Source organism: Streptomyces sp. NPDC127108 (assembly GCF_042677545.1).
GTDB lineage: Bacteria > Actinomycetota > Actinomycetes > Streptomycetales > Streptomycetaceae > Streptomyces.
Genome location: NZ_JBHXTE010000041.1, coordinates 25830 through 51098, shown reverse-complemented (window position 1 = coordinate 51098; position 25269 = coordinate 25830). Strand labels below are relative to the sequence as shown.

Sequence of the window (25269 nt, the reverse complement as noted above, 5' to 3'; positions counted from 1 at the left end):
ATGTTCCGGGCAAGGGGCGAGACTTTCTGACGGTACGTCAGTTCAGCGCACCGGGCGGCGGGGCGCAAGACGGGGGCACGGCGGGCTTCGGGAACACGTGATCGGATCGCAACCGGTTTCAGACTTGTGCGTCACCCATCAAGTGACGGCGTGGTTACTCTCCAGAACATGGCCGACTCCACCAACCCCCCAGCGGGCCGCGAACAGCGCCCCGCGCCCGGCCGCCCGGCCGGTGACCACCCGGTGTACGTCATCGGCGGCGGCCCCGGCGGACTCTCCGTGGCGGCCGCCCTGCGCGCACGCGGCGTACGCGCCGTCGTCCTGGAGAAGTCCGACCGCGTGGGCGCCTCCTGGCGCGCCCACTACGACCGTCTGCGCCTGCACACCACCCGCCGCCTGTCCGGCCTGCCCGGTCTCGCGATGCCGCGCTCCTTCGGCAGGTGGGTCGCGCGCGACAATGTGATCCGCTACCTGGAGAAGTACGCGGAGTACCACGAGCTGGAAGTCGTCACGGGCGTGGAGGTCTCCCGCCTGGAGCGCACCGCCGACGGCACGGCCTGGCTGCTGCACGCCACCGGCGGCCGCGAGCTGACCGGCAGCGCGGTCGTCGTCGCCACCGGCCACAACCACACCCCGCACCTGCCGGACTGGCCGGGCCACGACACGTACACCGGCGATCTGCTGCACGCGAGCGCCTACCGCGAGCCCGCCCCGTACGCGGGCAAGGACGTGCTCGTCGTCGGCGTCGGCAACACCGGCGCGGAGATAGCCGTCGACCTGATCGACGGCGGCGCGGCGCGGGTGCGGCTCGCGGTGCGCACGGCGCCGCACATCCTGCGCCGCTCCACCGCGGGATGGCCGGCGCAGCGCTCCGGCATCCTGTGCCGCAGGCTCCCGGTGCCCGTGGTCGACCGCCTGGGCCGCGCCGTCGCCAAGGTGAGCGTGCCCGACCTGTCCGCGCACGGCCTTCCGCGTCCGGCCACCGGCCTGTACACACGGGCCCGCGAGGGCGCCATCCCGGTGCAGGACGTCGGCCTGGTGGACGCCGTCCGCAAGGGGCGGGTCGAGCCCGTCGCGGCCGTCGAGTCCTTCGACGACGACAAGGTGGTCCTCGCGGACGGCACCCGCGTCGGCCCGGACACCGTCATCGCCGCCACTGGCTACGTCCGCGCCCTGGAGCCCCTGCTCGGCCACCTCGGCGTGCTCGACGGCCGAGGCCGCCCCCGCGTGCACGGCCCGCGCACCGCCCCCGAGGCCCCCGACCTGTACTTCACCGGCTTCACCAACCCCATCAGCGGGATGCTCCGGGAACTGGCCAGGGACGCGGGGAAGATCGCCGGGGCGGTGGCGAAGCGCCGTAAGTAACCGGCCAGTTCGCCTCCGCACCCTTGGCACGGGCGGGCTTCTGCGGTTCCGTGGTGGTACCGGTGTTACCGGGCGTACGCCCCGGTCGCACCCACCACGGCAGCACCACGTACGTCACGTACGCCACGCACCCGAAAACGAAGCCACCCCACGCACCCCGCGCGCCACGCACCCCACACACTCACCGCACCAGGGCAGCTCCCGTGCCACGGCAAGTCGGCCTCCCCCGCGCCGTCGTACAAAACCCGCAGCCCCATTCCTGACACAGCGTCAGTTCAGTAATCTGACTATGCGTCAGTTATGTTGCTGTCACACAGGAGCGGGCGGACCGATGCTTGGATCGACATACGGCACCTTCACCTCCGACCCCCGCCGCGCCCGCGCGGTGGCCTGCGGCAACCTCCCCGCCGCCACCGTCCACGGCCGCGCCGCGGCGACCGGCGACCTGGACGTCGGCGGTCGGCCGCTGGCCGCCGACGTACCCGACCTGGACCGCTTCTTCCGCCCCGAGTCGGTCGCCGTGATCGGCGCCTCGGACGCGGAGGGGCGGCCGAACACCGGCATCACGCGCCAGCTCGTGGCGTGGGCGGAGCGCGTGGGAGCCCGGCTGCACCCGGTGCACCCCACCCGCGCCTCGGTGTTCGACAGGCCCTGCTTCCCGTCCGTCGCCGACCTGCCCGAACCGATCGACCTCGCGGTGCTCCTGGTGGGCGACCCGCTGCCGGTGATCGAGGAACTCGCCGAGGCGAAGGCCAAGTTCGCGGTGGCGTTCGCGTCCGGCTTCGCGGAGACCGGCGAGGCGGGCGCCCTGGCGCAGGAGCGGCTCGCGGCGGCCGTCAGCCGTTCGGGCATGCGCCTGCTCGGCCCGAACACCAACCTCAACGCCTTCGAGCGGTTCCGCGACGACCTCGAAGGCCCGGCCATCGCCCTCATCACCCAGTCCGGCCACCAGGGCCGCCCCGTCTTCACGCTCCAGGAGCTCGGCGTACGCCTCTCGCACTGGGCGCCGACGGGCAACGAGGCGGACCTGGAGACGGCCGACTTCCTCTCGTACTTCGCGGAGCGGCCCGAGGTGGGCGCCATCGCCTGTTACGTGGAGGGGCTCAAGGACGGCCGCTCGTTCCTGCTCGCCGCCGACCGGGCGGCGCGGCGCGGGGTGCCGGTGGTCGCCGTGAAGGTCGGCCGGACGGAGACGGGGGCGCGCACGGCGGCCTCCCACACGGGGAAGCTGACCGGGGCCGACGCGGTGGTGGACGCGGCGATGCGGCAGTACGGGGTGATCCGCGTCGACGGCCTGGACGAACTCCAGGACACCGCCACGCTGTTGGCGCGGGCGCGCCCGCCCCGGGCCGACGGAGTCGTCGTGTACTCCATCTCCGGCGGCACCGGCGCCCACTTCGCCGACCTGGCCACCGAGGCGGGCCTGCGGCTGCCGACGCTCTCCGCCGCGAAACAGTCCGAACTCCACGACTGGATCCCGCACTACCTGAACGTCGCCAACCCCGTCGACAACGGCGGCCACCCCGTGGGCGACTGGCGCGGCCGGAAGATCATCGACGCGATCCTGGCGGACCCCGAGGTCGGCGTCCTCATCTGCCCCATCACGGGCCCCTTCCCGCCGATGAGCGACAAGCTGGCGCAGGACCTGGTGGACGCGGCGGAACAGACGGACAAGCTGGTGTGCGTGGTGTGGGGTTCACCGCTGGGTACGGAGGCGGCGTACCGCGAGACGCTGCTCGGCTCGTCCCGCGTGGCCACCTTCCGCACCTTCGCCAACTGCATCGGCGCCGTCCGCGCCTACCTCGACCACCACCGCTTCACCGCCTCCTACCGCTCCCCCTTCGACGAGGCGCCGCGCGCCGTCTCACCCTCCTACCGCAAGGCTCAGGCGCTCCTTCGTCCTGGCCAGCGGCTCAGCGAGCACGCGGCGAAGCAGCTCCTTCGGGCGTACGGGATCCGGGTGCCGCGCGAACAGCTGGTGACCAGCGCGGCGGCATCGGTCCGGGCGGCAGGCCTGGTCGGCTACCCGGTGGTGATGAAGGCCTCCGGCACCCGCATCGCCCACAAGACCGAACTCGGCCTGGTCAAGGTAGGCCTCACCTCCGCGAGCCAGGTCCGCGACGCCTACCGCGACCTCACCGACATCGCCCGCTACGAAGGCGTCGACCTCGACGGCGTCCTCGTCTGCCAGATGGTCGAACGCGGCGTCGAGATGGTCGTCGGCATCTCCCCCGACCCCCTCTTCGGCCCCACCGTGACGGTCGGCCTCGGCGGCGTCCTGGTGGAGGTCCTGCGCGACGTCGCGGTGGGCGTCCCCCCGTTCGGCGAGGAGGAGGCCCGCCGCATGCTGTCGTCCCTACGCGGCCGGGCCCTCCTGGACGGCGTCCGCGGCGCGCCACCGGCCGACCTGGACGCACTGGTCGAGGTCGTCCTGCGGGTCCAGCGCATGTCCCTGGAACTGGGCGACACCCTCGCCGAACTGGACATCAACCCCCTCCTCGTCCTGCCGCGGGGGCAGGGGGCGGTGGCGCTGGACGCGCTGGCGGTGTGCCACTGATGCCCACACCGACTCCCACCCCTGTCCTCCTCCACACCCTCACCCCCAACGGCGTCTCCTGGATCACCCTCAACCGCCCGGAGGTCCTGAACGCGATCACGGCGGAGCAGCGGGACCGCCTGATCACCCTCCTCGAAGAGGCCACGTCGACCCCCTCGATCCGAGCGGTGGTCCTCACGGCGACAGGCAGGGGCTTCTGCACGGGTGCCGACCTGCGCGGCCCCGGCACACCCCCGCCCCCCACCGGCGGCACCGGCGCCTCGGCGGAGGGCCCCGAACGCACGGCGGGCGACATCTCCCGCACCCTCCGCCAAGGCGCCCAACGCCTGATCACCGCGATCCTGGACTGCGAGAAGCCCGTCCTGGCGGCGGTGAACGGCACGGCGGCGGGCCTCGGCGCCCACATCGCCCTGGCCTGCGACCTGGTCCTGGCCGCGGAGTCAGCCCGCTTCATAGAGATCTTCGTACGCCGCGGCCTGGTCCCCGACGGCGCGGGCGCCTACCTCCTCCCCCGCCTGATCGGCCCCCAACGCGCCAAGGAACTCATGTTCTTCGGCGACGCACTCCCCGCGTCGGAGGCGGAACGCCTGGGCCTGGTCAACCGGGTGGTCCCCGACGCGGACCTGGAGAAGACGGCCCAGTCCTGGGCAGACCGCCTGGCCACGTCCCCGACCCGGGCCCTGGCCCTCACCAAGCAACTGGTCAACGCGTCCCTGGACTCGGACCGGGCGGCGGCGTTGGCGGCGGAGGCCGCGGCGGTGGAGATCAATATGGCGTCGGCGGATGCGAAGGAGGGGGTGGCGGCGTTTGTGGAGAGGCGGGGGGCTGTTTATCGGGGGAGGTGAGGGGGCGTTCCAGTATGCCGCGCTCACTGGAGGGCTTCGATTGCCTTCACGATCAACGCCCTTGCGTCGGCTCCGTAGACAGCGATGGCACGTAGCTGATCGAACGCCTCCTCGTAGAGGGCGATCTCGCTCGGCTGCGTCACGGTGACTCGGGCGGAGAGCAGTTCGACGGACACGAGGGTGTCGTCGTACACGTGAAACGTCTCCATCGGCCAGATGGATCGGCCTGTGGTCGACATCGGGATGATTCCCAGGGCCACGGAAGAGATCGCGCCTGCTGTCAGCAAGTAGCCCAACTGGGCGGCCATCGAGTCGGAGTCGCTCACCTGGTGCCGCAACGCGGCCTCCTCGATGAGCAGCACGAACCTGCGGCCCGGTTCATGGAGGATCTGCGAACGCGCGAGACGGGCGGCGACTGCTTCGGCGACGTCGTTGGGAATGTCCCGGAACTCCGTGATGGAGGACAGCAGGCCCGTCGCGTATCCCTCCGTCTGGAGCAGGCCGGGGACCAGGGTCGCGGAGTAGACGCGGAACAGCTTGGTCGATTTGAACAGCGGGAGGTAGCTGTTCTGGAGCTGCTTCAGTCCGGCGCGGGACTTTCGGCGCCATTCCACGTACAGGGATTCGGCATTGCGGGACTGGGCGATGATGTCGCCGGCCTGGTCGGGCACGCCGCATGCCCCGCACCAACGGCGGATGTCGTCCAGGGACGGCGGCGTACGCGCGTTCTCGATGCGGTAGGTCTTGGGATGAGACCAATCGCAGCGAGAGGCCAGCTCGGACCCGGTGATTCCTGCGTCCAGACGGAGTTCCCTCAGACGTTGGGCGACGCTCTCGCGTGCCGCCTGTGCCGCGGACGACGGGGACATGGGCATGAGCCGACCTGCTCGCCTTCGCGCTAGTCGATCCGGAATTCGTCGTGCGGGACCCCGCGCTCCCACACCGCTTCGAAGGCGTCGGCGCACAGCTTCGCCGCTGCGGGGTCGGTGCTGATCTCCCCGCCTGCTGAGGCGCCATCGCCGGTGAAGTGGTTCCACCGGATGACGCGACCGTCCATCAGCCAGAAGTCGTTTCCTGGCAGGGCGAGATCGGAGGCACGTCGCCGGGGCAGCCACCGCACCTGTTCGCCTGCGGCCACGTTCGTGAAGGTGCCCGAGTGCTCGTACCGGATGTACTCGCTCACCGGCTCGGACACGATACGGGCGCGACGCACCGCCACGCCGCGTCCGACGGTCTCCTGGATGAGGTCCAGCCAGGGGCGCCACCACGAGGGCCGGTCCGCCGGGTCATGGCGGAACCCCTGACGCCAGCGGGCGAACGGCTCCGACTCGTAGTCCACGGCGTAGCTGTCACGCATCTCCAGATGAACCGCCGACTCCGTTGCGCTGCCCAGCAGTTCAGGGAACGTCGGCACGCTGCTCGACGACATCGCACGCCTCCCTCAGCATCGCGACCATGCGGGCCGGGACCCGCACCACTTGCTCGTGCTCCGGGATGCCGGCGGAGTGGCCCGGCACCTCGAACGCCGCGCACTGATCCTTCAGTTCGGGTTCCGGCTTCCACCCTTGAATGACGATCTCGCCCTTGGCCTGGTCGACCCACACGGTTGGGCTCTCTCCGTCACCAGTATTGGGGTCGATCCCGATGAACCGTAACGCCATGGTTGCCTCCACTGGGGAGTGGTGTGCACGGATGAACACCACTGTCAGTCCCCGGAGCCAGACGGTCAAGAGCCTCACCAGGCCATAGATATTGGCGTGTACATCGGTGCACATTCCTGGCGGCGGCTCACGTCTCGCTCCTAGCGTCGAAAGAGGCAGCGAAGACCCCGGCGGCCGCGCGAACAGTCCCGGGGTGTGGCCGACCATTGAGGAGTCGACATGGGCGAGGCTACGGCGCCCGGGCGAGGCCCGAGGAGCAGCAGCGAACGGGAGCGGACGCCCGACCGCGGCGCCATCTCCGACTGGCTCGCGAGGGCCCATCCATCCCCACGCGAGGCCGTGACCGACTGGGCGAATCGAGGCGTGTCGCTGCTGCCTCTCGGTGTGCGGTTCGACGCGGTACGCGTCCCGGCATCACGCATCCACCGCTCCGTGTGCAGCGAAGACCCGGCGACGGTGGCCGCCGCCCTCGACGACTGGCTCTGCGGGCCCGTGGTCCGCGACCTGCGGGCGTCCAGCGGCGACTACTACGTACTCGTGGCGCCGGGAGCCGAGTGGAACGGCAAGGAGGAACGCCTCGGCAAGGGCAGCTTCCTCGTCGTCCCACGCATCGGGAACCTCTCCTTGATCACCCATTGGGTCGTGCCCCCGCGACACCCCGGAAACCTGTGCTCCACCGCCCGCCTGCGCGCGCTGCTCACGCTCGCCGAGACGCTGAAGGCGACCGAGTCATGACCGTCACCCACGGTCCCACCTCACACGCGGACGAGCTGTACCGGATCCACCTCCGCCACCTCGACGACTGCCCGGCATGCCGTACGGGCGTCGAGTGCGACCAGGGCATCCGCCTACGCAGAGCCGTACGCGCGGCCCGGCTCACCGCCGACAACCGGCGGCCACGGTGGCCATGACCGGCTGACACGATGGCCGAATGACGACGAAACACGGGGAATCCCCACCCCCCGGCCCTCACGCCCCCTGGACCAGCCTCGGCCCCGTCCACGACGACCTCCTCGCCGCAAAGGCGCTCCTCTACGACCCCCTCGGCCTCACCTGCTCCCAGCCGGTGCCGGAGGCAGAGAGCGCCGAGTACGGAGCCCACGCGTTCACCCTGGACGGCCTGGCCGTACGCTTCCGTGTCGCCAAGACGACGCCCACCAAGGTCGGCCAGTTCGTCACCGTGTGGCAGCGGTCCGAGGCTGGGCCCATCCGGCCCTTCGACGACGCCGACCCCGTCGATCTGTTCGTCGTCAGCAGCCGGGAGGGCGAGCACTTCGGGCAGTTCGTGTTTCCCCGGGGCGTGCTTCGCGAGCGCGGCATCGTGTCCGAGGGCGGTGTGGGCGGGAAGCGGGGCTTCCGCGTGTACCCGCCGTGGGTCGTCACGGCCAGCCGTCAGGCTGAGCGCACTCAGGGCTGGCAGCGGGAGTGCTTCCTGCCGGTGCCCGAGGGCGGGGGCCTCGACGTCGAGCTTGCTCGGAAGCTGTACCACCCGTAGGCGAGCTGGGGCGGTTCCGCACGGCTGCAGGGCTTCGGGGGTTCCGATCTGACGGGCCGTCAGCTTCAATGGGTTCATGATGGGACACGCAGGGATGGCCGCCACCGTCGTCCGGTACCTCAGGTCGGTCGGGGCCCCGACCACCGCCGCCCAGCCGGTCGACGCACTGCCGCGACCCCACCTGCGGGCCGTCCGCGAGGACGAGCGCGCGCCGGTCGACGCGGCTGAATTCCGTCGGGTGCTCGGGCACTTCGCGACCGGGGTGACCGTGGTGACCGCTCCGGCGACCGAGGCCCCCTCGCCCCCGCAGGGCCCCGCCGGCTTTGCCTGCCAATCCTTCGCCTCCCTCTCCCTCGACCCGCCCCTCGTCTCCTTCATGGTGGCCCGCACCTCCACCACCTGGCCCCGCATCGCCCGCGCGGGCGTCTTCTGCGTGAACATCCTGGGTGCCGGGCAGGGCGACCTCTGCCGCGCCTTCGCCGTCAGCGGGGCCGACAAGTTCGCGGGGGTCGAATACGACGACGCCCCCGTCACCGGGTCGCCCCGGCTCGCGGGCGCCCCGGCCTGGATCGACTGCGTCGTGCACGCCGTCCACACCGGCGGCGACCACCTCATCGTCGTCGGCCGTGTGGAAGCCCTCGGCACCGGCGAGGGCGGTGACGCGGAAGGGGACGTCGAGGGCACCGGCGCGCCCCTCCTCTTCCACCGCGGCGCCTTCGGCGAGTTCACCCCGCACGCGGGGAAGTAGGCACACGGGGCACAGGCAAGCAGGCACGGGCAAGCAGGCACGGGCAAGCAGGCGCAGGCAAGCAGCCGCCCTCACGCCGCCAGCTCCGCCGCCCCGCCCCCGACCCCCCGCCTCCGAATCACCAACACCATCAACGCCGCCGCCGCACACAGCGCCCCGGACGCGTACCAGACCACGTCGTAACTCCCGAAGACATCCCGCGCCACCCCACCCAGGAACGCCACCACCGCCGCGCCCACCTGGTGCGACGCCAGGACCCAGCCGAAGACGATCGCGCTGTCGTCGCCGTAGTGCTCGCGGCACAGCGCCAGCGTCGGCGGCACCGTGGCGACCCAGTCGAGGCCGTAGAAGATGATGAAGAAGACCATCGGCGGGTGCACGGTCGGCGCGAGCAGCATCGGCAGGAAGAGCAGGGAGATGCCGCGCAGGCCGTAGTACACCGCGAGGAGGCGGCGGGACTCGAAGCGGTCCGTCAGCCAGCCGGAGGCGATCGTGCCGATCACGTCGAAGATCCCGATGACCGCGAGCAGCGAGGCCGCCGCGGTGATCTGCATGCCGTGGTCGTGCGCCGACGGCACGAAGTGCGTGCGGATCAGGCCGTTCGTCGACGCGCCGCAGATCGCGAACGAGCCTGCCAGGAGCCAGAAGGGACCCGTCCGCGCCGCGTCCGCGAGCACCCGCAGCGTCCGCCGCGCCGCGCCCCGCGTGGGCTCCGGCTTCGGCGTGAACTCCCCTCCGTACGGGGCGAGTCCGACGTCCGCCGGATGGTCCCGCAGCAGCAGCCACACGAACGGCACCACGACCAGCGCGGCCAGCGCGACCGTCACCGACGCCGGGCGCCACCCGTGCTCGTCCACGATCCACGCGCACAGCGGCAGGAACACCAGCTGGCCGGAGGCCCCCGCCGCCGTCAGGATGCCCGTCACCAGGCCGCGCCGCGCCACGAACCAGCGGTTGGTGACCGTCGCCGAGAAGGCCAGCGCCATCGATCCGGTGCCGAGGCCGACGAGCAGGCCCCAGTAGAGCATCAGCTGCCAGCTCGCCGTCATCCATACGCTGAGCAGCGCGCCCGCCGTGACCAGGCTCAGCGCCGCCACCACGACCTTGCGGATGCCGAAGCGGTCCATGAGCGCGGCGGCGAACGGCGCGGTCAGGCCGTACAGCGCCATGTCGATCGAGACCGCGAAGCCGATCTCGCCGCGCGACCAGTCGAACTCGTCGTGCAGCGGGTCGATGAGCAGGCCCGGCAGGGAGTTGAAGGCGGCGCCGCCGATGATCGTCACGAAGGCGACGGCTGCGACGAACCAGGCCCGGTGGATCCGGAATTTCCGCCTCCGGCCACCACCACCTTCACGCTCCCGCTCCCGCGACTGCGGCAACTGCGGCGACTGTGGCGGCTTCGACAGCTCGGGCCCGTCCGTCCGCTCCACGCCAGTGGTCCGCACCTGCGGATCGGTTGTCTCGTTCACGTCACACAGCATCCGCAGCAGCGACCCCTGCCATCGAGTGGCCCGAAGGACAGCATTCACTAGGATCGGGCCATGAGCGAAGCTCGGGAGAAGGCAGCGGAGCAGGCGGAAGCGCCCACACGGACACCACGACGCCACCGCGTCGTCGTCCTCGCCCTCGACGGCGTCATCCCCTTCGAACTGGGCATTCCGCAGCGCATCTTCGGGCGGGCGCGGGACGCCGCGGGCGAGCTGCTGTACGAGGTCGTGACCTGCTCCGCCCGGCCGCCGGGCCCCGTCCGCACGGACGCGGACTACGCGATCCTCGTCGAGCGCGGGCCCGAGGCGCTGGCCGAGGCGGACACGCTCGTCGTCTCCGCCTCGTACGAGCTGGGGCCCGTGTACGAGGAAGGGCGTCTCACCGAGGAGCTGGCCGCCGCCCTCGCCCACCTGCGGCCCGGGGCCCGCCTCGTCTCCATCTGCACCGGCAGCTACGTCCTGGCCGCCGCGGGCTGGCTGGACGGGCGCCCCGCGACCACGCACTGGTCGTCGGCGGACCACTTCCAGCGGCTCTTCCCGCGGATCAGGGTCGACGCGGACGTCCTTTTCATCGACGACGGTGACGTGCTGACCTCGGCCGGGGTCGCGGCGGGCCTCGACCTGTGTCTGCATCTGGTACGCCGCGACCACGGCACCGCGGTCGCGAACGAGGTCGCCCGGCGCACCGTCGTACCGCCGCATCGTGACGGCGGGCAGGCGCAGTACATCCAACGTCCCATCCCCGAACCCCAGTTGGCGACGACCACCATGGCGCGGGCGTGGGCCCTCGGGCGGCTGCACGAGCCCATCCAGCTGCGGGACATGGCCGAGCAGGAGGCGATGTCCGTGCGCACGTTCACGCGGCGGTTCCGCGAGGAGGTCGGCGTCAGCCCCGGGCAGTGGCTGACGCGGCAGCGGGTGGAGCGGGCGCGGCACCTCCTCGAGTCCAGCGACCTGTCGGTGGACCAGGTCGCGCGGGACGCGGGGTTCGGTACGGCGCAGTCGATGCGGCAGCACTTGCAGGCGGCGCTCGGCGTGACGCCCACGGCGTACCGGCGGACGTTCCGGGCGGAGGACGCGCACCAGAACCGCTGACGGCGCGCCCGCCAATAATGGGCGCACGAACCACGAACCACGGGGAAGGTACCGACCATGTACGCGATATCCCTGGGTGCCGACGGCGCCGAGCTGCGCCCGTTGGAGCCCTGGCAGGCCGAGGAGTTCCTGGCCCACATCGACCGGGGGCGGGAGTTCATCGGGCGGCACAACGGCCTGCCGGACGTCGTCCACGACCTGGCCTCCAGCCGGGCCTACCTCCAGGCGTACGCCGACAAGGCCGCCGCCGACACCGGCCGGATCTGTGGCATCCACCTGGACGGCGAGCTGGTCGGCGCGGTCATCCTGCGCACCATGGACGTGGCCCAGCGCACCGCGGAGGCGGGCTGCTGGCTGGAGCCCGCGGGGGTCGGCAAGGGCCTGGTGACCCGGGCCGCCCGCGCCCTCATCGACTGGGCCGTCGAGCACCGCGGCATCCACCGCGTGGACTGGTGGGTCTCCTCGGCCAACGCCCCCAGCATCGCCGTCGCCCGCCGCCTCGGCATGACCCGCGACGGCGTCCTCCGGGAGAGCTATCTGTACCGGGGGCAGCGGTACGACGAGGAGATCTGGTCGGTCCTCGCCCCGGAGTGGCGCGCGTCGAAGTCGGCGGCCGAGTCGGCGGGTTGAGCCGCGGGGGCGGGCGGGGACCCCGGGGACCCCGCTCAGCGCCTCCGCCCCGGCCGCCCAGCGCCTCCGCCCCGCCCCCTCAGCACCTCCGCCCCGACCCGGGGCTCTCCACATCCACCGCACCCTCCACCGGCCCCGCCTCACCGCGCCCCGAGTCCGCACCGTCCGCCGACCCGGCCTCACCACCCCCCGAAGCCTCCGCCGGCCCCCCACCCCCCGAAGCCGCGGGCCCCCCACTCCCCACCGGCCCCGGCCGCACCTCCGCCAGGGTCCCCACCAACGTCAGGACGACCGTCAGCGCGACCCCCGCCAGGATGGCCGTCGACGGAGTCGTGACGCTGAGGAGGCCCCCGGCCATGGACCCACTGACGGCGTAACCCGCCCCCACCGCCGCGTACATCAGTGAATAGCCCGCCGCGAGCGCGCTCGGGGGCAGGACCTCGCGCAACGTCAGGTTGCGGGTGAGCATCGAGCCCGCCTGGAGGAAACCGGCGCAGGCGAGGCCGATCGCCAGCCACATGGCCGTGGGCAGGACGGCGACGACGGCGAGGCAGCCGCTGACGCCGAGCATGCACACCAGGCTCTGCGTCCGCAGGCGGCCGGGCCACTTCCGCAGTCCGTACACGAACGAACCGGCCGCCGAGCTGACCGCGAGACCGGCGAGCAGCGGGCCCGACATGCCGACGGATATCTCGCGCTGCTCCAGGAGCGCGGGCAGCACCAGCTCCGCGAGGGCGAGCAGCGACAGGCCGGCCGCCCCGGTCACGTACACCGGCCAGGCGCGGGCCATGATGCGCAGCATCGGCTCGCCGTCCCGGTCGGACGCGTCCGCCTTCCAGCCGACGGGCAGCAGCCACAACCCGGCCACGGACAGGGCCATGAGGACGGCGGCGAGGAGCAGGGGCAGGCCGGGTGTCACGCCGAGGGCGAGGCCCGTGACGGCCGCGGGCGCGAGGGCCCATATGCCGAAGACCAGGACGGACTCGGCGGACAGTGCCTGCGCCACGGCCCGCTCCGGCACCAGGGTGTTGAGCAGCGCGCGCAATCCGCCGGGCGCCGCACCGGGCGCGCCGCCCGCGACGAACGCGCAGGCCGCGAGCACCACGGCGGGCGCGTCCGGCAGCGCGCCGAGGGCCGCGAAGCCCACGGCGCCCACGCCGAGTCCGACGGCCAGCTGCGGCCGCGCCCGCTCGGCTCGCATCCGCATCCCGAGGAACGCGGCGCCCGCGATCTCTCCGATCACGTACACCGCGGCCAGGATCGCGCCGAGCGCGTACCCGCCCTCCCGCTCGCGGACCAGGAACACCACGGCCAGGGGCGCCATGGCCACGGGCATCCGGGCGCCCACGGCCACGACCGCCCAGGCGAGGGTCCCCCGCGACGCGATCTCCCGATAGCTCATGCGTACGACGGTAGGACACCCCACTGACATCGCCCCACGGCTTTTGTCTCAGGGGTGAGGGGTCGGAACGCGGAACGGCAACTCGGTTGCGGCGAGGACGTGTTCGGGCGCGTCCCCGCCGGTCGCGGCGCTCTCAGAACACCAGCACCCCCCGCGCCACCCGCCCCGCCTCCGCGTCCTCCCGCGCCGCCGCGAACTCCGCCACCGGATACGTCCGCGTCACCAGCTCGTCCAGGAGCAGCCGCCCGGCCAGGTACAGGTCGGCGTACAGCGCGAAGTCCCGCTGCGGGCACGCCGAGCCGTAGCGGCAGCCCAGGATCGACTTGTCCAGGAACAGGGACGAGACGAGGAACGAAGCCTCGGCCGTGGCGGGCGGCACGCCGAGCAGGATCGCCTGGCCGTGGCGGTCGAGGAGGTCGACGGCCTGGCGGATCAGCTCGACGCGGCCGACGCACTCGAAGGCGTGGTCGGCGCCGTTCGGCAGGATGTCGGCGACGCCCTCCGTGGAGGGCAGGAAGTGCGTGGCGCCGAACTGCCGCGCCACCGCCTCCTTCTCGGGGTTGGCGTCGACGGCGACGACGGTCGTGGCCCCGGCGATGCGCGCGCCCTGGAGGACGTTGAGGCCGATGCCGCCCGTGCCGATGACGACGACGGAGTCCCCGTGGGCGACGCGCGCGCGGTTGAGCGCGGCGCCGACGCCGGTGACGACGCCGCAGCCGATGAGGGCGGCCGACGTCAGCGGGATCTCCTTGGGGATCCGGACGGCCTGCACGGCCTTGACGAGGGTGCGTTCGGCGAACGCCGAGTTCGCGGCGAACTGGTACAGCGGCTTGCCCGCGCGCGAGAAGGGCTGTTGGGGCATCCCGATGGCCTTGCGGCACATGGTGGGGCGGCCCCGGTGGCACTGCGCGCAGGCCCCGCAGTTGGCGATCGTGGACAGGGCCACGTGATCGCCGGGCGCGACGTGCGCGACCCCCGGACCGACCGCCTCGACGACGCCCGCGCCCTCGTGCCCGAGCACCACGGGCGGCGGGAACGGGATGGTGCCGTCGATCACCGACAGGTCGCTGTGGCACAGCCCGGCCGCCGCGACGGCGACGAGCACCTCCCCGGGTCCCGGCTCGCGTATCTCCAGGTCGTCGACGACCTCGACCCGCGCCCCGTCGAACACCACGCCCCTCATGGCGTACCCCTCACCGGCCCCTTGGCCTCTCTCGGCAGTCCGAGCACCCGCTCGGCGATGATGTTCCGCTGGATCTCGTCCGAGCCGCCGTAGATCGTGTCGGCGCGGGAGAACAGGAACAGGCGCTGGAGCGCGTCCAGTTCGTACGGGGACTCCGCGCTCCAGTCGGCGGGTCCGACGGCGGCGGCCGTCCCGCGTACGGCCATCGCGAGATCGCCGAGCCGCTGGTGCCAGCCGCCCCACAGCAGCTTCGCCACGCTGGGCGCCCCCGCGACCCCGCCGCCGTCCCCCAGCGTCCGCAGCGCGTTCCACCGCATCACCCGCAGCTCCGCCCATTGCCGCACGAGCCGGTCCCGCAGCACCGGATCCGCCGCCGTCCCGCCCCGCAGCGCCTCCCGTACGACCCGCCCCAACTCCTCGGTGAAGCCGATCTGCTGGGCCAGCGTCGACACCCCGCGTTCGAAGCCGAGCAGGCCCATGGCGACCCGCCAGCCGTTGCCCTCGCCGCCGACGACGTGGGCGCCGCGCGCGCGGGCCCCGTCGAAGAAGACCTCGTTGAACTCGCTGGTGCCGGTGAGCTGCCGGATCGGGCGCACGTCGACGCGGCCGGGCTGGTCCATGGGCAGGAGCAGGAAGGACAGGCCGTGGTGGCGGCGCGATCCCGGCTCGGTGCGGGCCAGGACGAAGCACCAGTCCGCCTCGTGCGCGAGGGACGTCCAGATCTTCTGCCCGGTGATCCGGTACGTCCCGTCGGCGTCCCGCACGGCCGTGGTGCGCAGGCCCGCCAGGTCGGATCCGGCGCCGGGTTCGCTGTACCCCTGGCACCACAGGGTCTCGCCGCGGGCGATGCCCGGCAGGAACTCGTCCTGCTGCTCCCTGCTGCCGTGCGCGAGGAGGGTGGGCGCGAGCAGGTTCTCGCCGATGTGGCCGCACCGGCCCGGCGCGCGCACGCGCGCGTACTCCTCGGCCCACACGACCTGCTGGGTCAGCGTGGCCCGCCGGACGCCGTACGCGGACCCGTCGGCGCCCCGGCCCGTGTCCCGGTCGGCACTCCGGCCCGTGTCCCAGCCGATGCCGATCCACCCGCCCCGGCCCAGCTCCCGCTCCCACGCCCGCCGCACCTCGCCGCGCTCGTGCTCGCTGCCGGGCCCACCGCGCCCCGCGGCCCCCGCGAACTCCCCGGTCAGCCGCTCCTGGAGCCACTCCCGCGCCTCCCGCCGGAACGCCTCGTCCGCGGCCCCGAACTCGAAGTCCACGGCGCGGCCTAGGCGTCGGGCCGCGAGGACGGGGCGGGGGCGGCACCGGGGACCGGAACGCCCGGCCTGCCCCCGGGCGGCGCCCCCGCGTTGGGCCGCTCCTTGGCCGCCGCGGCCCGCGCCATCTCCTCCAGCTTGGCGAGCAGCGGCATCGGGTCCGTGCCGACCGTCCCGGGCAGGAACTCCGCGATCCGCTCCGGCGTCCAGCCGCCCTCCGCGTACCCGGCGCGCAGCTCGCGCGGCTGCGCCCAGACGGCGATCTTCGGGCCCGCGATCGTGTACACCTGGCCGGTGATCCGTTCCTGGCGGGCGCGGTCGCTGAGCAGGTAGACGACGAGCGCGGCCACGTCCTCGGGGTCGCCGATCTCCGTCAGCTCCATGGGGACGTTCGCGGACATCCGGGTGCGGGCGACGGGGGCGACGGCGTTGGCGGTGATGCCGTACTTGTGCAGGCCGAGGGCGGCGCTGCGGACCAGGGAGATGATGCCGCCCTTGGCGGCGCTGTAGTTGGCCTGGGCGACGGAGCCCTGGTGGTTGCCGCTGGTGAAGCCGATGAGGGTGCCGGAACCCTGTTTGCGCATGACGGCGGACGCGGCCCTGAAGGCGGTGAAGGTGCCTTTCAGATGGGTGGCGACGACCGGGTCCCACTCCTCCTCGGCCATGTTGAACAGCATGCGTTCGCGCAGGATCCCGGCCACGCACACGACGCCGTCCACGCGTCCGTAGCGGGCGAGCGCCACGTCCACGATCCGCTGGCCGCCCGCCATCGTGGAGATGTCGTCCGCGACGGCCACCGCCTCGCCGCCCGCCGCCTCGATCTCCTTGACGACGGCCGCTGCGACCTCGCTGGTGGGCTCGGCGCCCCCGACGGACACTCCGTAGTCGTTGACGACGACCTGCGCGCCCTCGGCCGCCGCGGCGAGCGCGACCGCCCTGCCGATGCCCCGTCCGGCGCCGGTGACGGCGACCACCTTGCCTGCCAAGAAGTTCCCCACACCGGCCCCTTCCCGCGGTTTCTGACGGACCGTTAGATTTTATGACCCGTCAGATACCGGAAGACAAGCCCCGGGGAGCACTCATGTCAGCGCCGTCCGAACCCGCGGCCGCCCCGGCCGCGCCACCCGACCCGCCCCTGCCGACGCCACCCGACCCGCCCCTGCCACCCGAGTTCCTCGCCATCGCCAAGCGCGTCAACAACTGGGGCCGCTGGGGCGCCGACGACGAGATCGGCACCCTGAACCTGATCACCGACGAGGTGGTGCGCGCGGCCGCCGCCACGGTCCGCTCGGGCCGCCGCGTGCCGCTGGCGCTGCCGCTGCGCCGGGACGGGGTGCAGACGGGCTCGATCCCCGGCCGCGTCAATCCGCTGCACACGATGGTGCAGATCAACCAGCCGCTGTTCGCGCCCGGTTCGGTCGCGACCAGCGACGACATCGTCACGATGGGCCTGCAGGCGGCCACGCACTGGGACGCCCTGCCGCACGTCTCGCACTCGGGCCTGATCTACAACGGCCGCCCCGCTGACACGATCACCGCGCACGGGGGCGCCCGCTTCAGCGGCATCGGCACGGCCGCGTCCGTCGTCTCGCGCGGCGTCCTGCTCGACGTGGCCCGCGCCAAGGGACTCGACCGGCTGCCCGCCGAGCACGCGGTGACGCCCGAAGACCTCGACGAGGCGGCGGAGTTCGCGGGCGTCACCGTCGGCGCCGGGGACGTCGTCCTCGTACGGACGGGGCAGATGCAGGCTTATCTGGCGGGTGACCGGCGCGGTTACGGTTATCCGTCGCCGGGCCTCTCGGTGCGGACGCCGGAGTGGTTCCACGCGCGGGACGTGGCGGCCGTCGCCAATGACACGCTGACCTTCGAGATCTTCCCGCCGGAGATCGAGAACCTGTGGCTTGCGGTGCACGCCCTGGATCTGGTCGAGATGGGCATGCCGCAGGGCCAGAACTGGAATCTCGAAGAGTTGTCCACAGCCTGTGGAGAAGAGCGCCGCCACAGCTTCCTGCTGTCGGCGACCCCGGAGCCCTTCACGGGCGCGACGGGCGCACCGGTGGCACCGGTCGCGATCTTCTGAGTCCGCGGGCCCCGGGTCCGAGCATGGACCTTCGGGTCGGAGTTCGGGTGGCGGCGCGTCGGCGCCCGCCCCGAGCGCTGTACCGCGCGCCGCCATCCGGCTCCGGCGTACGAGCCCCCGCCCCCCTTCTGCCCTGAAGGAGCGCCACGCCGAATCGCGATCCGCACCTCGCCAAGGACCGGGCCACAGGCGCCAGCGCCCCTCGGCGTCCCCTCGCGGCGAATCACTGCTGACCAGCGTGATCAATCGGTCACGGTACGTCAACACCGAGTCGGGGATTTATGGGGTTTGTCGCATTTAACCCTGCCCGCGCACGGCCGCGCATCGTGGCACGGAACGGCGCATGCGACGGCACACCGGGCGGCGCGGGTGCGCGGGGCGGCGGGCGGGCGCAGGGCGAGGCAGGTGGGGAGCGGGGGCGGTCGGGGGTCACACGGTTTGTACGTGGACGGCTCGGGCGCACTACACCGCTTCGTAGGCGACGTCCTCGTGGGTGGTCCCGTCGAAGGTGGCGGCGGGGGTGCCCGCCTCGCACCGGTCGACCTCGCACCAGATGCTCTTGCCGGCGCCCTCGTGCCGCCAGCCCCAGCGGTCGGCGAGTCCGTCGACCAGTTCGAGGCCGCGGCCGTTGGTGTCGTCACCCTCGGCGTGCCGGGGGCGGGGCGGGCGGGCGCTGCGGTCGGCGACCTCGACGCGGACGGTGCCCGGCTCGTCGGCGGGCACTCCGGGCAGCAGCATGCGCAGGACGGCCGGACAGCCCGTGTGCACAACGGCGTTGGTGACCAGCTCCGAGATCAGCAGGATCAGCGTCTCCGCGACCGGCTCGTCGGCAGCTATGCCCGACCCGGCAAGCCGTGACCTGGCCCATCTGCGGGCCCGGCCCACTTCCGCGGGATCGGGACCGACTTCCAGCTGAACTTGAAGCACCTGCACCGCTCACACCATCCGAACCGGCGGACACATCGCCTCGTGACTCCACAAGGTCACAGAACGTGAAACCCTTGAGAGACAGCATGGTTGACGTTCAGTCACCCCAACAAGCGCTTCGGGCATATTCCAGCGCGAAGGAGTACGCGTGCGGCATACTGTGCGACGCGCGCCGCAGGGTGTCGAACAGGCGGGCGCTCGGCCTCGTCCTGCGCGGCGAGAGGAGCGCGTTACCAGGCACGGAGTTGCCTCGGGGGCAACACCGCCACGGCTCGGCCTCAGGACCTCTCGCATTCGACACAAGGTACCGGAGCCGGGCGCGGACTCCGCGTCGTGACGAGTCACGCCTAGGACACAACCCGATATCGACGCTCGGTGCGACGCTCAGTAGCCTCACCGCCTTTCCCCGGGCGCACAAGTCGATCATGGGGCCGGGCCCGTGCCGCGCCCCCGCCACCCCTGGGCCAGGCCGTGCGGGACCGCACCGGACCGCTCACAGGGCCGCCGCCAGCGCTTCCTCGGCCCGCGCGGCGCCACCACCGAGCTCCGCCCGCACCCACGCCCGCTTCAGGTGGAGATGGACGTCGGACTCCCAGGTGAACCCCATGCCACCGTGCGCTTGCAGACAGTCACGGGCGTTGCGCACGGCGGCGTCATCGGCGAGCAGCCGGGCCCCGACGGCCTCCAGGGGGTCGCCGGTGACGGCGGCGGCGTACACGGCGACGCGGGCCAGCTCCGCGCGGACCAGCATGTCGGCGCACAGGTGCTGCACGGCCTGGAAGCGGCCGACGGGGCCGCCGAACTGTTCCCGTTGCCGGGCGTGTTGGACGGCGAGCTCGGCGGTGCGGGCGGCGGAGCCGAGCTGTTCGGCGGCGGTGAGGAGGAGGGCGCGGGGGTTGCGGGGGTCGCGGGGGTCGCGGGGGTCAGGGGCCTCGTCGCCGGGACCCCGTTCCCGTACCCGGTGCAGGGGCGTCAGCGGATCGACGGACCGCACGGCCACCGCCCCCGCCGCGTCCCCGCGCACCACGTCGGCCTCGTCCAGCCACGGCACGAACGGCCCTTCGACGGCGGTGACGACCACTTTCCCCTCGGCGGCGCCCGCGACCTCCCCGGCCGCGAGGAACGTCGCCACGGCGGGCCCGGGCAGCAGCACCCGGCCCGCCTCCTCGAAGGCCAACACGGCCTCAGGAAGGCCCAGTCCGACGCCACCCGCTTCCTCGGGCAGGCAGAGCGCGAAGAACCCCGCGTCGCCGAGCGCCCGCCACGGCTTCCGGTCCAGGCGGGGCTCCTCGACGGCGGCCCGCAGCACGTCCCGCCCGAACCGCCCTTCGAGGACGTCCCGCAGCCCGCGCCGCAACGCCCGCTGGTCGTCGCTGAGTTGGAAGTCCACGCGCCGCTCACCGCCCCTTCGGCAGGCCGAGGATCCGCTCGGCGACGATGTTCCGCTGGATCTGCGAGGTCCCGGCGGCGATGGTGTACGACAGCGAGGAGAGGCGTTCGCGGGTCCAGGGCTCGTCGAGGTCGAGGGCGCCAGGGCCGAGCACCTGGGCCGCCGTGTCGTACAGCTCCTGGCGGGCGTGCGAGTAGCGCAGCTTGAAGACGGAGCCGCCGACACCGGGGACCCCGCCGGCGTGCTGGGCCTCGCTGACGTTCCACTGGGTGAGCCGCCACAGGGCGGCGAACTCCGCGCCGAGACGCCCGAGCCCGCGCCGGAGGACCGGATCGTCCCAGCGCCCGTTGGCGCGCGCCGCGCGGGCGAGTTCGCCGAGCAGCCGCCGGCAGGCCACGACCTCCCCCACGAAGGCCGTGCCCCGCTCGAACGACAGGGTCACCATGGTCACGCGCCACCCGTCGTTCTCGGCGCCCACCCGGTTGCCGACGGGCACCCGCACCTCGTCGAGGAACACCTCGGCGAACTCGGCGGAACCCGCGAGGGTCCGCAGCGGGCGCACGGTGATCCCGGCCGCGTCCATGGGCATCGCGAGCCAGGTGATGCCCCGGTGCTTGGGCACATCCGCGCTCACGGGGGTGGTCCGCACCAGGAGTTCGCACCAGTCGGCGACCTCCGCGTGCGAGGTCCAGATCTTCGAACCGCTCACTACGTAGTCGTCGCCGTCGCGCCACGCGCGCGTGCGCAGCGACGCGAGGTCGGATCCGGCGTCCGGTTCGCTGAAGCCCTGGCACCACACCTCGTCCCCGCGCAGCATCGGCGGCAGCCACCGCGTCCGCTGCTCGGGGGTGCCTTCGGAGGCGATGGTGGGTCCGGCGTGCAGCAGACCGACGAAGTTGGCGCCCACATAGGGGGCGCCCGCCTTCTCCGTCTCCTCCAGGAAGATCAGCCGCCGGGTCGGAGACGCGTCCCAGTGCACCTCGCCGTACCCCGCGTCGTACAGCGTCCGCTGCCACGCGGTGTCGTACGCCCGCCGCCCCGGCCAGTCGTCGGCCGACGGCTTCCCGGGCAGCTTCGGCAGTACCTCGGCGAGCCATCCCCGCAGCCCCGCCCGGAAGTCTTCCTCTTCCTCCGTGTACGTCAGGTCCATCGAGGTCCCCTCGCCCGACCATTTCTGACGGATCGTCAGGGAGCAGGCTAGCCCCGCACCCCTGGACCGACAAGGAGCGGGGCTCTACGCTCACCGCACGATCTGACTGTCCGTCAGACATTGCCGTTCCGAACCGTCCCGGGCACCACCGCGACCACGAGGGGGCCGCCGTGCACGACGACACCGCCCATGCCCTGAGCGCCAGCGGAACGCTCTGGGAGCTGATCGAGCGCCGCGCCGCCCTCACCCCGGACGCCCCCGCCCTGATCCAGGCCGCCGCCGACCCCGCCGCCGACCGCGTCCTCACCTTCGGCGGGCTGCGGGACGACTGCGAGCGGGTGGCGGCGGGGCTCCACGGGATGGGGGTGCGGCCGGGGACGGTCGTCGCGTGGCAGTTGCCGACGCGGATCGAGACCGCCGTCCTGTCCTTCGCGCTCGCCCGCATCGGCGCCGTCCAGTCACCCGTGATCCCGTTCTACCGGGACCGCGAGGTCGGCTTCGCGCTGCGGGAGTCGAAGGCCGCGTACTTCGCGGTGCCGGGGGTGTGGCGGGGCTTCGACCACACGGACCTCGCCCGGCGGCTCGGCGCGCGCGGCGTGTTCACCGCGTACGACGCACTGCCCGAGGGCGACCCCGGCGTCCTGCCCCCGCCGCCCGCCGACGGCCGCGCGGTGCGCTGGATCTACTGGACCTCGGGCACCACGTCCGACCCGAAGGGCGTCCTGCACACCGACCGCTCCCTGATCGCGGGCGGCTCCTGCCTCGCGCACGCGCTGCGCCTGACACCCGCCGACGTGGGCTCGATGGCCTTCCCCTTCGCCCACATCGCGGGCCCCGACTACACGGTGATGCTGCTCCTGTACGGCTTCCCCGCCGTCATGTTCGAGCACTTCGCGCTGCCGGACGCGCTGGACGGCTACCGGCGGCACGGGGTGACGGTCGCGGGCGGCTCGACGGCGTTCTACTCGATGTTCCTGGCCCAGCGGCGCGAGCGGCCCGCCGAGCCGCTGATCCCCACGCTGCGCCTGCTCGCGGGCGGCGGCGCCCCCAAGCCGCCCGACGTCTACCACGCCGTCGTGACCGAACTCGGCTGCCAACTGACGCACGGCTACGGCATGACCGAAGTCCCCATGATCACCATGGGCGACCCCGACGACAGCGCCGAGAACCTGGCCACCACGGAGGGGCGCCCGCCCGCCGGGATGGAGATCCGCATCACCGACGCCGACGGCAAGGAGCTGCCCGTCGGCACCGACGGCGAGGTGCGGCTGCGCGGCGAGGCCGTCTGCCAGGGCTACTTGGACGCGGCGGCCACGCGGGCCGCCTTCGACGCGGACGGCTTCCTGATCACCGGGGACCTCGGCCACGTGCGGGAGTCGGGGCATCTCGTGCTCACGGGCCGCGCCAAGGACATCATCATCCGCAAGGGCGAGAACATCTCCGCCAAGGAGATCGAGTACCTGCTGCACACCCACCCCGCGGTGGCCGACGTGGCCGTGATCGGCCTGCCGGACCCCGAGCGCGGCGAGCGGGTGTGCGCGGTCGTGGAACGGGCCCCGGACGCCCCCGCGTTGACGCTCCCGGAGGCCACCGCGTACCTGCGCGGCCAGGGCCTGTCCGTGCACAAGCTCCCGGAGCGCCTGGAGCTGGTGACGGCGCTGCCCCGCAACGAGGCGCTGAGGAAGGTCCTCAAGTACAAGTTGCGGGAGCGCTATTCGGCGTGAGGGGCACGCGCGCCCGTGCTGCGGCCCGCCCGGTTACTCGGGAACCGTGAAGTACGAGGCGAAGGCGGTGACGACCTGGTCCTCGGTGACCGTGCCCAGGTCCGTGGCGGCCTGCGCGGCGACGCCCTGCTGCACGCCGAGGACCCGAAGGACCCGCTCGACCTCCGCGCCGGTGACCGACCCGTCGCCGTCGCCGTCCGCGAGGACGATCAGCGCGTGCAGGAACGGCCGGGCGATCTCCGCGAACCGCGCGGGGTTGTCGCGCAGCCGCTTCACGGCGCCGCCCACGAACTCGTCCCGGGTGATCCGCTGGTCCCCGTCCCGGTCGGCGATGCCCGCCATGCCCTGCCAGAACGCCTCGGCCCCGATGTAGAGGGCCTGGCCCTTCTCGGACCGCGCCGTCACCCCGAACTCCGCGAGCAGCGCCTGGGCCGCCGTGCTGAAGTCCTCACGGGAGATGTAGCCGTTGCCGTCCTGGTCGAAGGTGGCGAAACGGGCCGCGATCCTGCGTTCGTACTCGGCACTGTCCATGGTCTTCGGGCCGCCTCACTTCTCATGCGGTTGGGGGGTTCGGCCACCGCGACCGAAGTCACGCAGCCGTCCTACAGGTATCTGTTCAGGAGCGTACGACGCCGTAGCCCGCCGGGAGGCGGAAAAGCGACGCCTGTGCCAAGACCGCTGGAATTCCGGGACACAGGTGTGTCATGGGCGCGATCCCGACGCGGCGCGCGCCCGCCGCGGCATCCGCTCGGGACGGTTGTATCAGCATTGCGATCTTGACCGGGACCTGGGGCTCCGCTTGTCCTCCGGTCCCGGCCGCGCGGGCTACGCGGTGAGCGGCGCGGAGCTGTCGTCGACCGCCGACTCGGCGTCCGGATACACCTCGAAGAGGCGGCGTACGCCGAGGGCGGCGAGGACGCGGTTCACGTGCGAGCCGTCGACGGCGCCCTGCGCGGGCAGGATCAGGCGCAGACGGCCGCGGCAGGAGCGCATCAGACGGCGGGTGGTGATCAGTACGCCGACGCCGCTGGAGTCGCAGAAGAACACGTCGGACAGGTCGAGGACCAGGCTGCGGCGGCCGTCGGCCACGGCGTCGTGCACGCGCTGGCGCAGCACGGGTGACGCCAGGAGGTCCATCTCCCCCGACACCCGCAGCACGACCCAGTCGCCCTGCTCGCCCACGGCCACCTTCAGCGCCACGCGTCAGCCTCTCGTCCGTGGATCCGACGCCAGTCCGCGGATCCGCCCCTCGTCCTTCGTCTTTGGTTCCGGCTCTCGTCCCCTGATCCGTTCCGGCTCTCGCTGCCTGATCCGGAAGCCGCTCCTTCGGTTCCTCTTTCCCGGCTGCCCCACGGCTCTTCCATGAAACACCAGAGCCCCACGCGTCCCGGAAGCGGGCCGCGGAACGAGGCCGAGTTCAATATCATTCGCGGCCCCGTCCGGGCCCGCTTTGCCGCAAAGAACGGGAAAGCGCGAGGAAAGGGCGGTGCGCTGTCAGCGCCGCCGACTACATTCGATGTAACGGTGAGGATGAGGACGGCGAGCGCACGAGGGGGCCGCATGCCGAAGGACGCGCCGCGTCGCTGGGACCGCCGCATGCAACAGCGCCTGGCGCACGGAGAGGCAGCCGCGCTCGGCGAGCTGTACGACCACTTCGCGTCCCTGGTGCACGGCCTCGCGCACCGCGTCCTCGGCGACGTGGCGGCGGCCGACCGCATCACGCGCGAGGTCTTCGCGCACGTCTGGGAGAACCCCGAGGCGTACGACCCCAAACAGGGCCCGCTGCGCTCCTGGATCGCCATGCTCACCCACCAGCAGGCCGTGCGCCGGCTGCGCCAGACCGAGGCCGCGGCGCTCGCCCGGGGCGGCGAGGGCACCACCGAGGACCTGGAGCGCACGGTCCGCCGCGCCTCCGCCGCCGCCCGCGCCGACTACATCGTCACCGCCATGCCCGCCCCGCTGCGCGCCGCCCTCGAATTGGCCTATTTCCAACGCCGGGACTACCGCCAGACCGCCGCCGACCTCGGCGTCACCGAGGACGAGGCCCGCCGCAGACTCCGCCTCGGCCTGCAACTCCTCTCCACCGCACACGACACCGCCCCCACCGACGATCCCACCGACACCGGAGCCCACGGCTACGGGAGAGCACTGTGACCAGGCCCGACCAGCCGGACCCGTACGAGGACGACGGGGCGGGCCGCCCCGACGGCACGGAGGGGCGCTCCGGGGCAGAGGGACGTCGCGGGGCGGAGGGACACTCCGGGGCACAGGGGCGCC

General features: G+C 72.8%; 25 protein-coding genes. 12 read left to right on the top strand and 13 right to left on the bottom strand.

Annotation, left to right across the window (positions count from 1 at the left end):
- The first annotated feature begins 168 nt into the window (after positions 1 to 168).
- From ACFVHO_RS30050 to ACFVHO_RS30040, 3 genes are all read left to right on the top strand, one after another.
- On the top strand, positions 169 to 1365 hold the full coding sequence (locus ACFVHO_RS30050) for a flavin-containing monooxygenase (RefSeq protein ID WP_385721306.1): 1197 nt from the start codon (positions 169 to 171) through the stop codon (positions 1363 to 1365).
- 331 nt (positions 1366 to 1696) lie between these two features.
- Entirely contained in the window at positions 1697 to 3922 is a 2226-nt protein-coding gene (locus tag ACFVHO_RS30045; protein ID WP_385721303.1) for an acetate--CoA ligase family protein, read from the top strand.
- On the top strand, positions 3922 to 4767 hold the full coding sequence (locus tag ACFVHO_RS30040; RefSeq protein ID WP_385721300.1) for an enoyl-CoA hydratase/isomerase family protein: 846 nt from the start codon (positions 3922 to 3924) through the stop codon (positions 4765 to 4767). The genes ACFVHO_RS30045 and ACFVHO_RS30040 overlap by 1 nt, the downstream gene beginning before the upstream one ends.
- A 23-nt stretch (positions 4768 to 4790) precedes the next feature.
- Here ACFVHO_RS30040 and ACFVHO_RS30035 read toward each other — a convergent pair whose 3' ends face one another.
- The 3 genes from ACFVHO_RS30035 to ACFVHO_RS30025 are packed head-to-tail and all read right to left on the bottom strand — an operon-like array spanning position 4791 to position 6428.
- Positions 4791 to 5642 (bottom strand): helix-turn-helix domain-containing protein, encoded by an 852-nt coding sequence (locus ACFVHO_RS30035; protein ID WP_385721297.1) that lies wholly within the window; start codon positions 5640 to 5642, stop codon positions 4791 to 4793.
- A gap of 23 nt (positions 5643 to 5665) precedes the next feature.
- Positions 5666 to 6196 carry a DUF6879 family protein gene (locus ACFVHO_RS30030; protein ID WP_385721294.1) on the bottom strand — a complete coding sequence of 177 codons (531 nt, stop codon included), beginning with the start codon at positions 6194 to 6196 and terminating at the stop codon, positions 5666 to 5668.
- Positions 6165 to 6428 carry a hypothetical protein gene (locus ACFVHO_RS30025; RefSeq protein WP_385721291.1) on the bottom strand — a complete coding sequence of 88 codons (264 nt, stop codon included), beginning with the start codon at positions 6426 to 6428 and terminating at the stop codon, positions 6165 to 6167. The genes ACFVHO_RS30030 and ACFVHO_RS30025 overlap by 32 nt, the downstream gene beginning before the upstream one ends.
- Before the next feature lie 219 nt (positions 6429 to 6647).
- On the opposite strand from ACFVHO_RS30025, the gene ACFVHO_RS30020 reads away from it, so the two are divergent.
- The 4 genes from ACFVHO_RS30020 to ACFVHO_RS30005 all read left to right on the top strand — a co-directional run bounded on the left by ACFVHO_RS30020 (position 6648) and on the right by ACFVHO_RS30005 (position 8671).
- A complete protein-coding gene (locus tag ACFVHO_RS30020; protein WP_385721288.1) occupies positions 6648 to 7163 on the top strand; it encodes a hypothetical protein in 516 nt (171 codons plus the stop codon).
- Entirely contained in the window at positions 7160 to 7339 is a 180-nt protein-coding gene (locus tag ACFVHO_RS30015) for a hypothetical protein (RefSeq protein WP_385721285.1), read from the top strand. Before ACFVHO_RS30020 ends, ACFVHO_RS30015 begins: the two co-directional genes overlap by 4 nt.
- A gap of 20 nt (positions 7340 to 7359) precedes the next feature.
- On the top strand, positions 7360 to 7923 hold the full coding sequence (locus ACFVHO_RS30010; protein WP_385721283.1) for a MepB family protein: 564 nt from the start codon (positions 7360 to 7362) through the stop codon (positions 7921 to 7923).
- A 76-nt stretch (positions 7924 to 7999) separates the two neighbouring features.
- Positions 8000 to 8671 carry a flavin reductase family protein gene (locus ACFVHO_RS30005; protein ID WP_385721280.1) on the top strand — a complete coding sequence of 224 codons (672 nt, stop codon included), beginning with the start codon at positions 8000 to 8002 and terminating at the stop codon, positions 8669 to 8671.
- Positions 8672 to 8742: 71 nt separating this feature from the next.
- Here the strand turns inward: ACFVHO_RS30005 and ACFVHO_RS30000 are convergent, their stop codons facing one another.
- Positions 8743 to 10152, bottom strand: a complete 1410-nt coding sequence (locus ACFVHO_RS30000) for an MFS transporter (protein ID WP_385721420.1) — start codon at positions 10150 to 10152, stop codon at positions 8743 to 8745.
- Between the two features lie 60 nt (positions 10153 to 10212).
- Here ACFVHO_RS30000 and ACFVHO_RS29995 point away from each other — a divergent pair, with 60 nt between their 5' ends.
- Both ACFVHO_RS29995 and ACFVHO_RS29990 read left to right on the top strand, forming a co-directional pair.
- Complete coding sequence (locus ACFVHO_RS29995) at positions 10213 to 11253, top strand: GlxA family transcriptional regulator (RefSeq protein WP_385721277.1); 1041 nt, start codon at positions 10213 to 10215, stop codon at positions 11251 to 11253.
- Between the two features lie 57 nt (positions 11254 to 11310).
- Positions 11311 to 11883: a GNAT family N-acetyltransferase gene (locus tag ACFVHO_RS29990; RefSeq protein ID WP_385721274.1), complete on the top strand. Its 573-nt coding sequence runs from the start codon at positions 11311 to 11313 to the stop codon at positions 11881 to 11883.
- Positions 11884 to 11962: 79 nt separating this feature from the next.
- On the opposite strand, the gene ACFVHO_RS29985 is transcribed toward ACFVHO_RS29990, so the two are convergent.
- From ACFVHO_RS29985 to ACFVHO_RS29970, 4 genes are all read right to left on the bottom strand, one after another.
- Entirely contained in the window at positions 11963 to 13285 is a 1323-nt protein-coding gene (locus ACFVHO_RS29985; RefSeq protein WP_385721271.1) for an MFS transporter, read from the bottom strand.
- A gap of 133 nt (positions 13286 to 13418) precedes the next feature.
- Positions 13419 to 14468 carry a Zn-dependent alcohol dehydrogenase gene (locus ACFVHO_RS29980; protein ID WP_385721268.1) on the bottom strand — a complete coding sequence of 350 codons (1050 nt, stop codon included), beginning with the start codon at positions 14466 to 14468 and terminating at the stop codon, positions 13419 to 13421.
- Positions 14465 to 15724: an acyl-CoA dehydrogenase family protein gene (locus ACFVHO_RS29975; RefSeq protein WP_385721265.1), complete on the bottom strand. Its 1260-nt coding sequence runs from the start codon at positions 15722 to 15724 to the stop codon at positions 14465 to 14467. Before ACFVHO_RS29975 ends, ACFVHO_RS29980 begins: the two co-directional genes overlap by 4 nt.
- Before the next feature lie 8 nt (positions 15725 to 15732).
- A complete protein-coding gene (locus ACFVHO_RS29970; RefSeq protein ID WP_385721263.1) occupies positions 15733 to 16719 on the bottom strand; it encodes an SDR family NAD(P)-dependent oxidoreductase in 987 nt (328 codons plus the stop codon).
- Positions 16720 to 16802: 83 nt separating this feature from the next.
- On the opposite strand from ACFVHO_RS29970, the gene ACFVHO_RS29965 reads away from it, so the two are divergent.
- A complete protein-coding gene (locus tag ACFVHO_RS29965) occupies positions 16803 to 17801 on the top strand; it encodes a cyclase family protein (protein ID WP_385721260.1) in 999 nt (332 codons plus the stop codon).
- Positions 17802 to 18263: 462 nt separating this feature from the next.
- Here the strand turns inward: ACFVHO_RS29965 and ACFVHO_RS29960 are convergent, their stop codons facing one another.
- The 3 genes from ACFVHO_RS29960 to ACFVHO_RS29950 form a co-directional block, all read right to left on the bottom strand.
- Entirely contained in the window at positions 18264 to 18734 is a 471-nt protein-coding gene (locus tag ACFVHO_RS29960; RefSeq protein WP_385721257.1) for an ATP-binding protein, read from the bottom strand.
- A 487-nt stretch (positions 18735 to 19221) separates the two neighbouring features.
- Complete coding sequence (locus ACFVHO_RS29955) at positions 19222 to 20118, bottom strand: acyl-CoA dehydrogenase family protein (RefSeq protein WP_385721254.1); 897 nt, start codon at positions 20116 to 20118, stop codon at positions 19222 to 19224.
- Positions 20119 to 20125: 7 nt separating this feature from the next.
- Positions 20126 to 21268, bottom strand: a complete 1143-nt coding sequence (locus ACFVHO_RS29950) for an acyl-CoA dehydrogenase family protein (protein ID WP_385721251.1) — start codon at positions 21266 to 21268, stop codon at positions 20126 to 20128.
- A gap of 170 nt (positions 21269 to 21438) precedes the next feature.
- Here ACFVHO_RS29950 and ACFVHO_RS29945 point away from each other — a divergent pair, with 170 nt between their 5' ends.
- Entirely contained in the window at positions 21439 to 22992 is a 1554-nt protein-coding gene (locus ACFVHO_RS29945) for a class I adenylate-forming enzyme family protein (protein ID WP_385721249.1), read from the top strand.
- Positions 22993 to 23025: 33 nt separating this feature from the next.
- Here the strand turns inward: ACFVHO_RS29945 and ACFVHO_RS29940 are convergent, their stop codons facing one another.
- Positions 23026 to 23523, bottom strand: coding sequence for an EF-hand domain-containing protein (locus ACFVHO_RS29940; protein ID WP_385721246.1), 498 nt, complete (start codon positions 23521 to 23523; stop codon positions 23026 to 23028).
- Positions 23524 to 23817: 294 nt separating this feature from the next.
- A complete protein-coding gene (locus tag ACFVHO_RS29935) occupies positions 23818 to 24192 on the bottom strand; it encodes an STAS domain-containing protein (RefSeq protein WP_385721243.1) in 375 nt (124 codons plus the stop codon).
- Positions 24193 to 24552: 360 nt separating this feature from the next.
- On the opposite strand from ACFVHO_RS29935, the gene ACFVHO_RS29930 reads away from it, so the two are divergent.
- Positions 24553 to 25146 carry a sigma-70 family RNA polymerase sigma factor gene (locus ACFVHO_RS29930; RefSeq protein WP_385721240.1) on the top strand — a complete coding sequence of 198 codons (594 nt, stop codon included), beginning with the start codon at positions 24553 to 24555 and terminating at the stop codon, positions 25144 to 25146.
- The last annotated feature ends 123 nt before the right edge of the window (positions 25147 to 25269 follow it).

Excerpts from the sequence above, each read along its gene's own strand:
- ACFVHO_RS30025 (WP_385721291.1), bottom strand. The coding sequence starts at position 6,428 with ATGGCGTTACGGTTCATCGGGATCGACCCCAATACTGGTGACGGAGAG.
- ACFVHO_RS29950 (WP_385721251.1), bottom strand. The coding sequence starts at position 21,268 with ATGGACCTGACGTACACGGAGGAAGAGGAAGACTTCCGGGCGGGGCTG.
- ACFVHO_RS30035 (WP_385721297.1), bottom strand. The coding sequence starts at position 5,642 with ATGCCCATGTCCCCGTCGTCCGCGGCACAGGCGGCACGCGAGAGCGTC.
- ACFVHO_RS30030 (WP_385721294.1), bottom strand. The coding sequence starts at position 6,196 with ATGTCGTCGAGCAGCGTGCCGACGTTCCCTGAACTGCTGGGCAGCGCA.
- ACFVHO_RS29990 (WP_385721274.1), top strand. The coding sequence starts at position 11,311 with ATGTACGCGATATCCCTGGGTGCCGACGGCGCCGAGCTGCGCCCGTTG.
- ACFVHO_RS29985 (WP_385721271.1), bottom strand. The coding sequence starts at position 13,285 with ATGAGCTATCGGGAGATCGCGTCGCGGGGGACCCTCGCCTGGGCGGTC.
- ACFVHO_RS29965 (WP_385721260.1), top strand. The coding sequence starts at position 16,803 with ATGTCAGCGCCGTCCGAACCCGCGGCCGCCCCGGCCGCGCCACCCGAC.
- ACFVHO_RS30015 (WP_385721285.1), top strand. The coding sequence starts at position 7,160 with ATGACCGTCACCCACGGTCCCACCTCACACGCGGACGAGCTGTACCGG.
- ACFVHO_RS30010 (WP_385721283.1), top strand. The coding sequence starts at position 7,360 with ATGACGACGAAACACGGGGAATCCCCACCCCCCGGCCCTCACGCCCCC.
- ACFVHO_RS29930 (WP_385721240.1), top strand. The coding sequence starts at position 24,553 with ATGCCGAAGGACGCGCCGCGTCGCTGGGACCGCCGCATGCAACAGCGC.
- ACFVHO_RS29940 (WP_385721246.1), bottom strand. The coding sequence starts at position 23,523 with ATGGACAGTGCCGAGTACGAACGCAGGATCGCGGCCCGTTTCGCCACC.
- ACFVHO_RS30040 (WP_385721300.1), top strand. The coding sequence starts at position 3,922 with ATGCCCACACCGACTCCCACCCCTGTCCTCCTCCACACCCTCACCCCC.
- ACFVHO_RS30000 (WP_385721420.1), bottom strand. The coding sequence starts at position 10,152 with ATGCTGTGTGACGTGAACGAGACAACCGATCCGCAGGTGCGGACCACT.
- ACFVHO_RS30005 (WP_385721280.1), top strand. The coding sequence starts at position 8,000 with ATGATGGGACACGCAGGGATGGCCGCCACCGTCGTCCGGTACCTCAGG.
- ACFVHO_RS30045 (WP_385721303.1), top strand. The coding sequence starts at position 1,697 with ATGCTTGGATCGACATACGGCACCTTCACCTCCGACCCCCGCCGCGCC.
- ACFVHO_RS29980 (WP_385721268.1), bottom strand. The coding sequence starts at position 14,468 with ATGAGGGGCGTGGTGTTCGACGGGGCGCGGGTCGAGGTCGTCGACGAC.
- ACFVHO_RS29995 (WP_385721277.1), top strand. The coding sequence starts at position 10,213 with ATGAGCGAAGCTCGGGAGAAGGCAGCGGAGCAGGCGGAAGCGCCCACA.
- ACFVHO_RS30020 (WP_385721288.1), top strand. The coding sequence starts at position 6,648 with ATGGGCGAGGCTACGGCGCCCGGGCGAGGCCCGAGGAGCAGCAGCGAA.
- ACFVHO_RS30050 (WP_385721306.1), top strand. The coding sequence starts at position 169 with ATGGCCGACTCCACCAACCCCCCAGCGGGCCGCGAACAGCGCCCCGCG.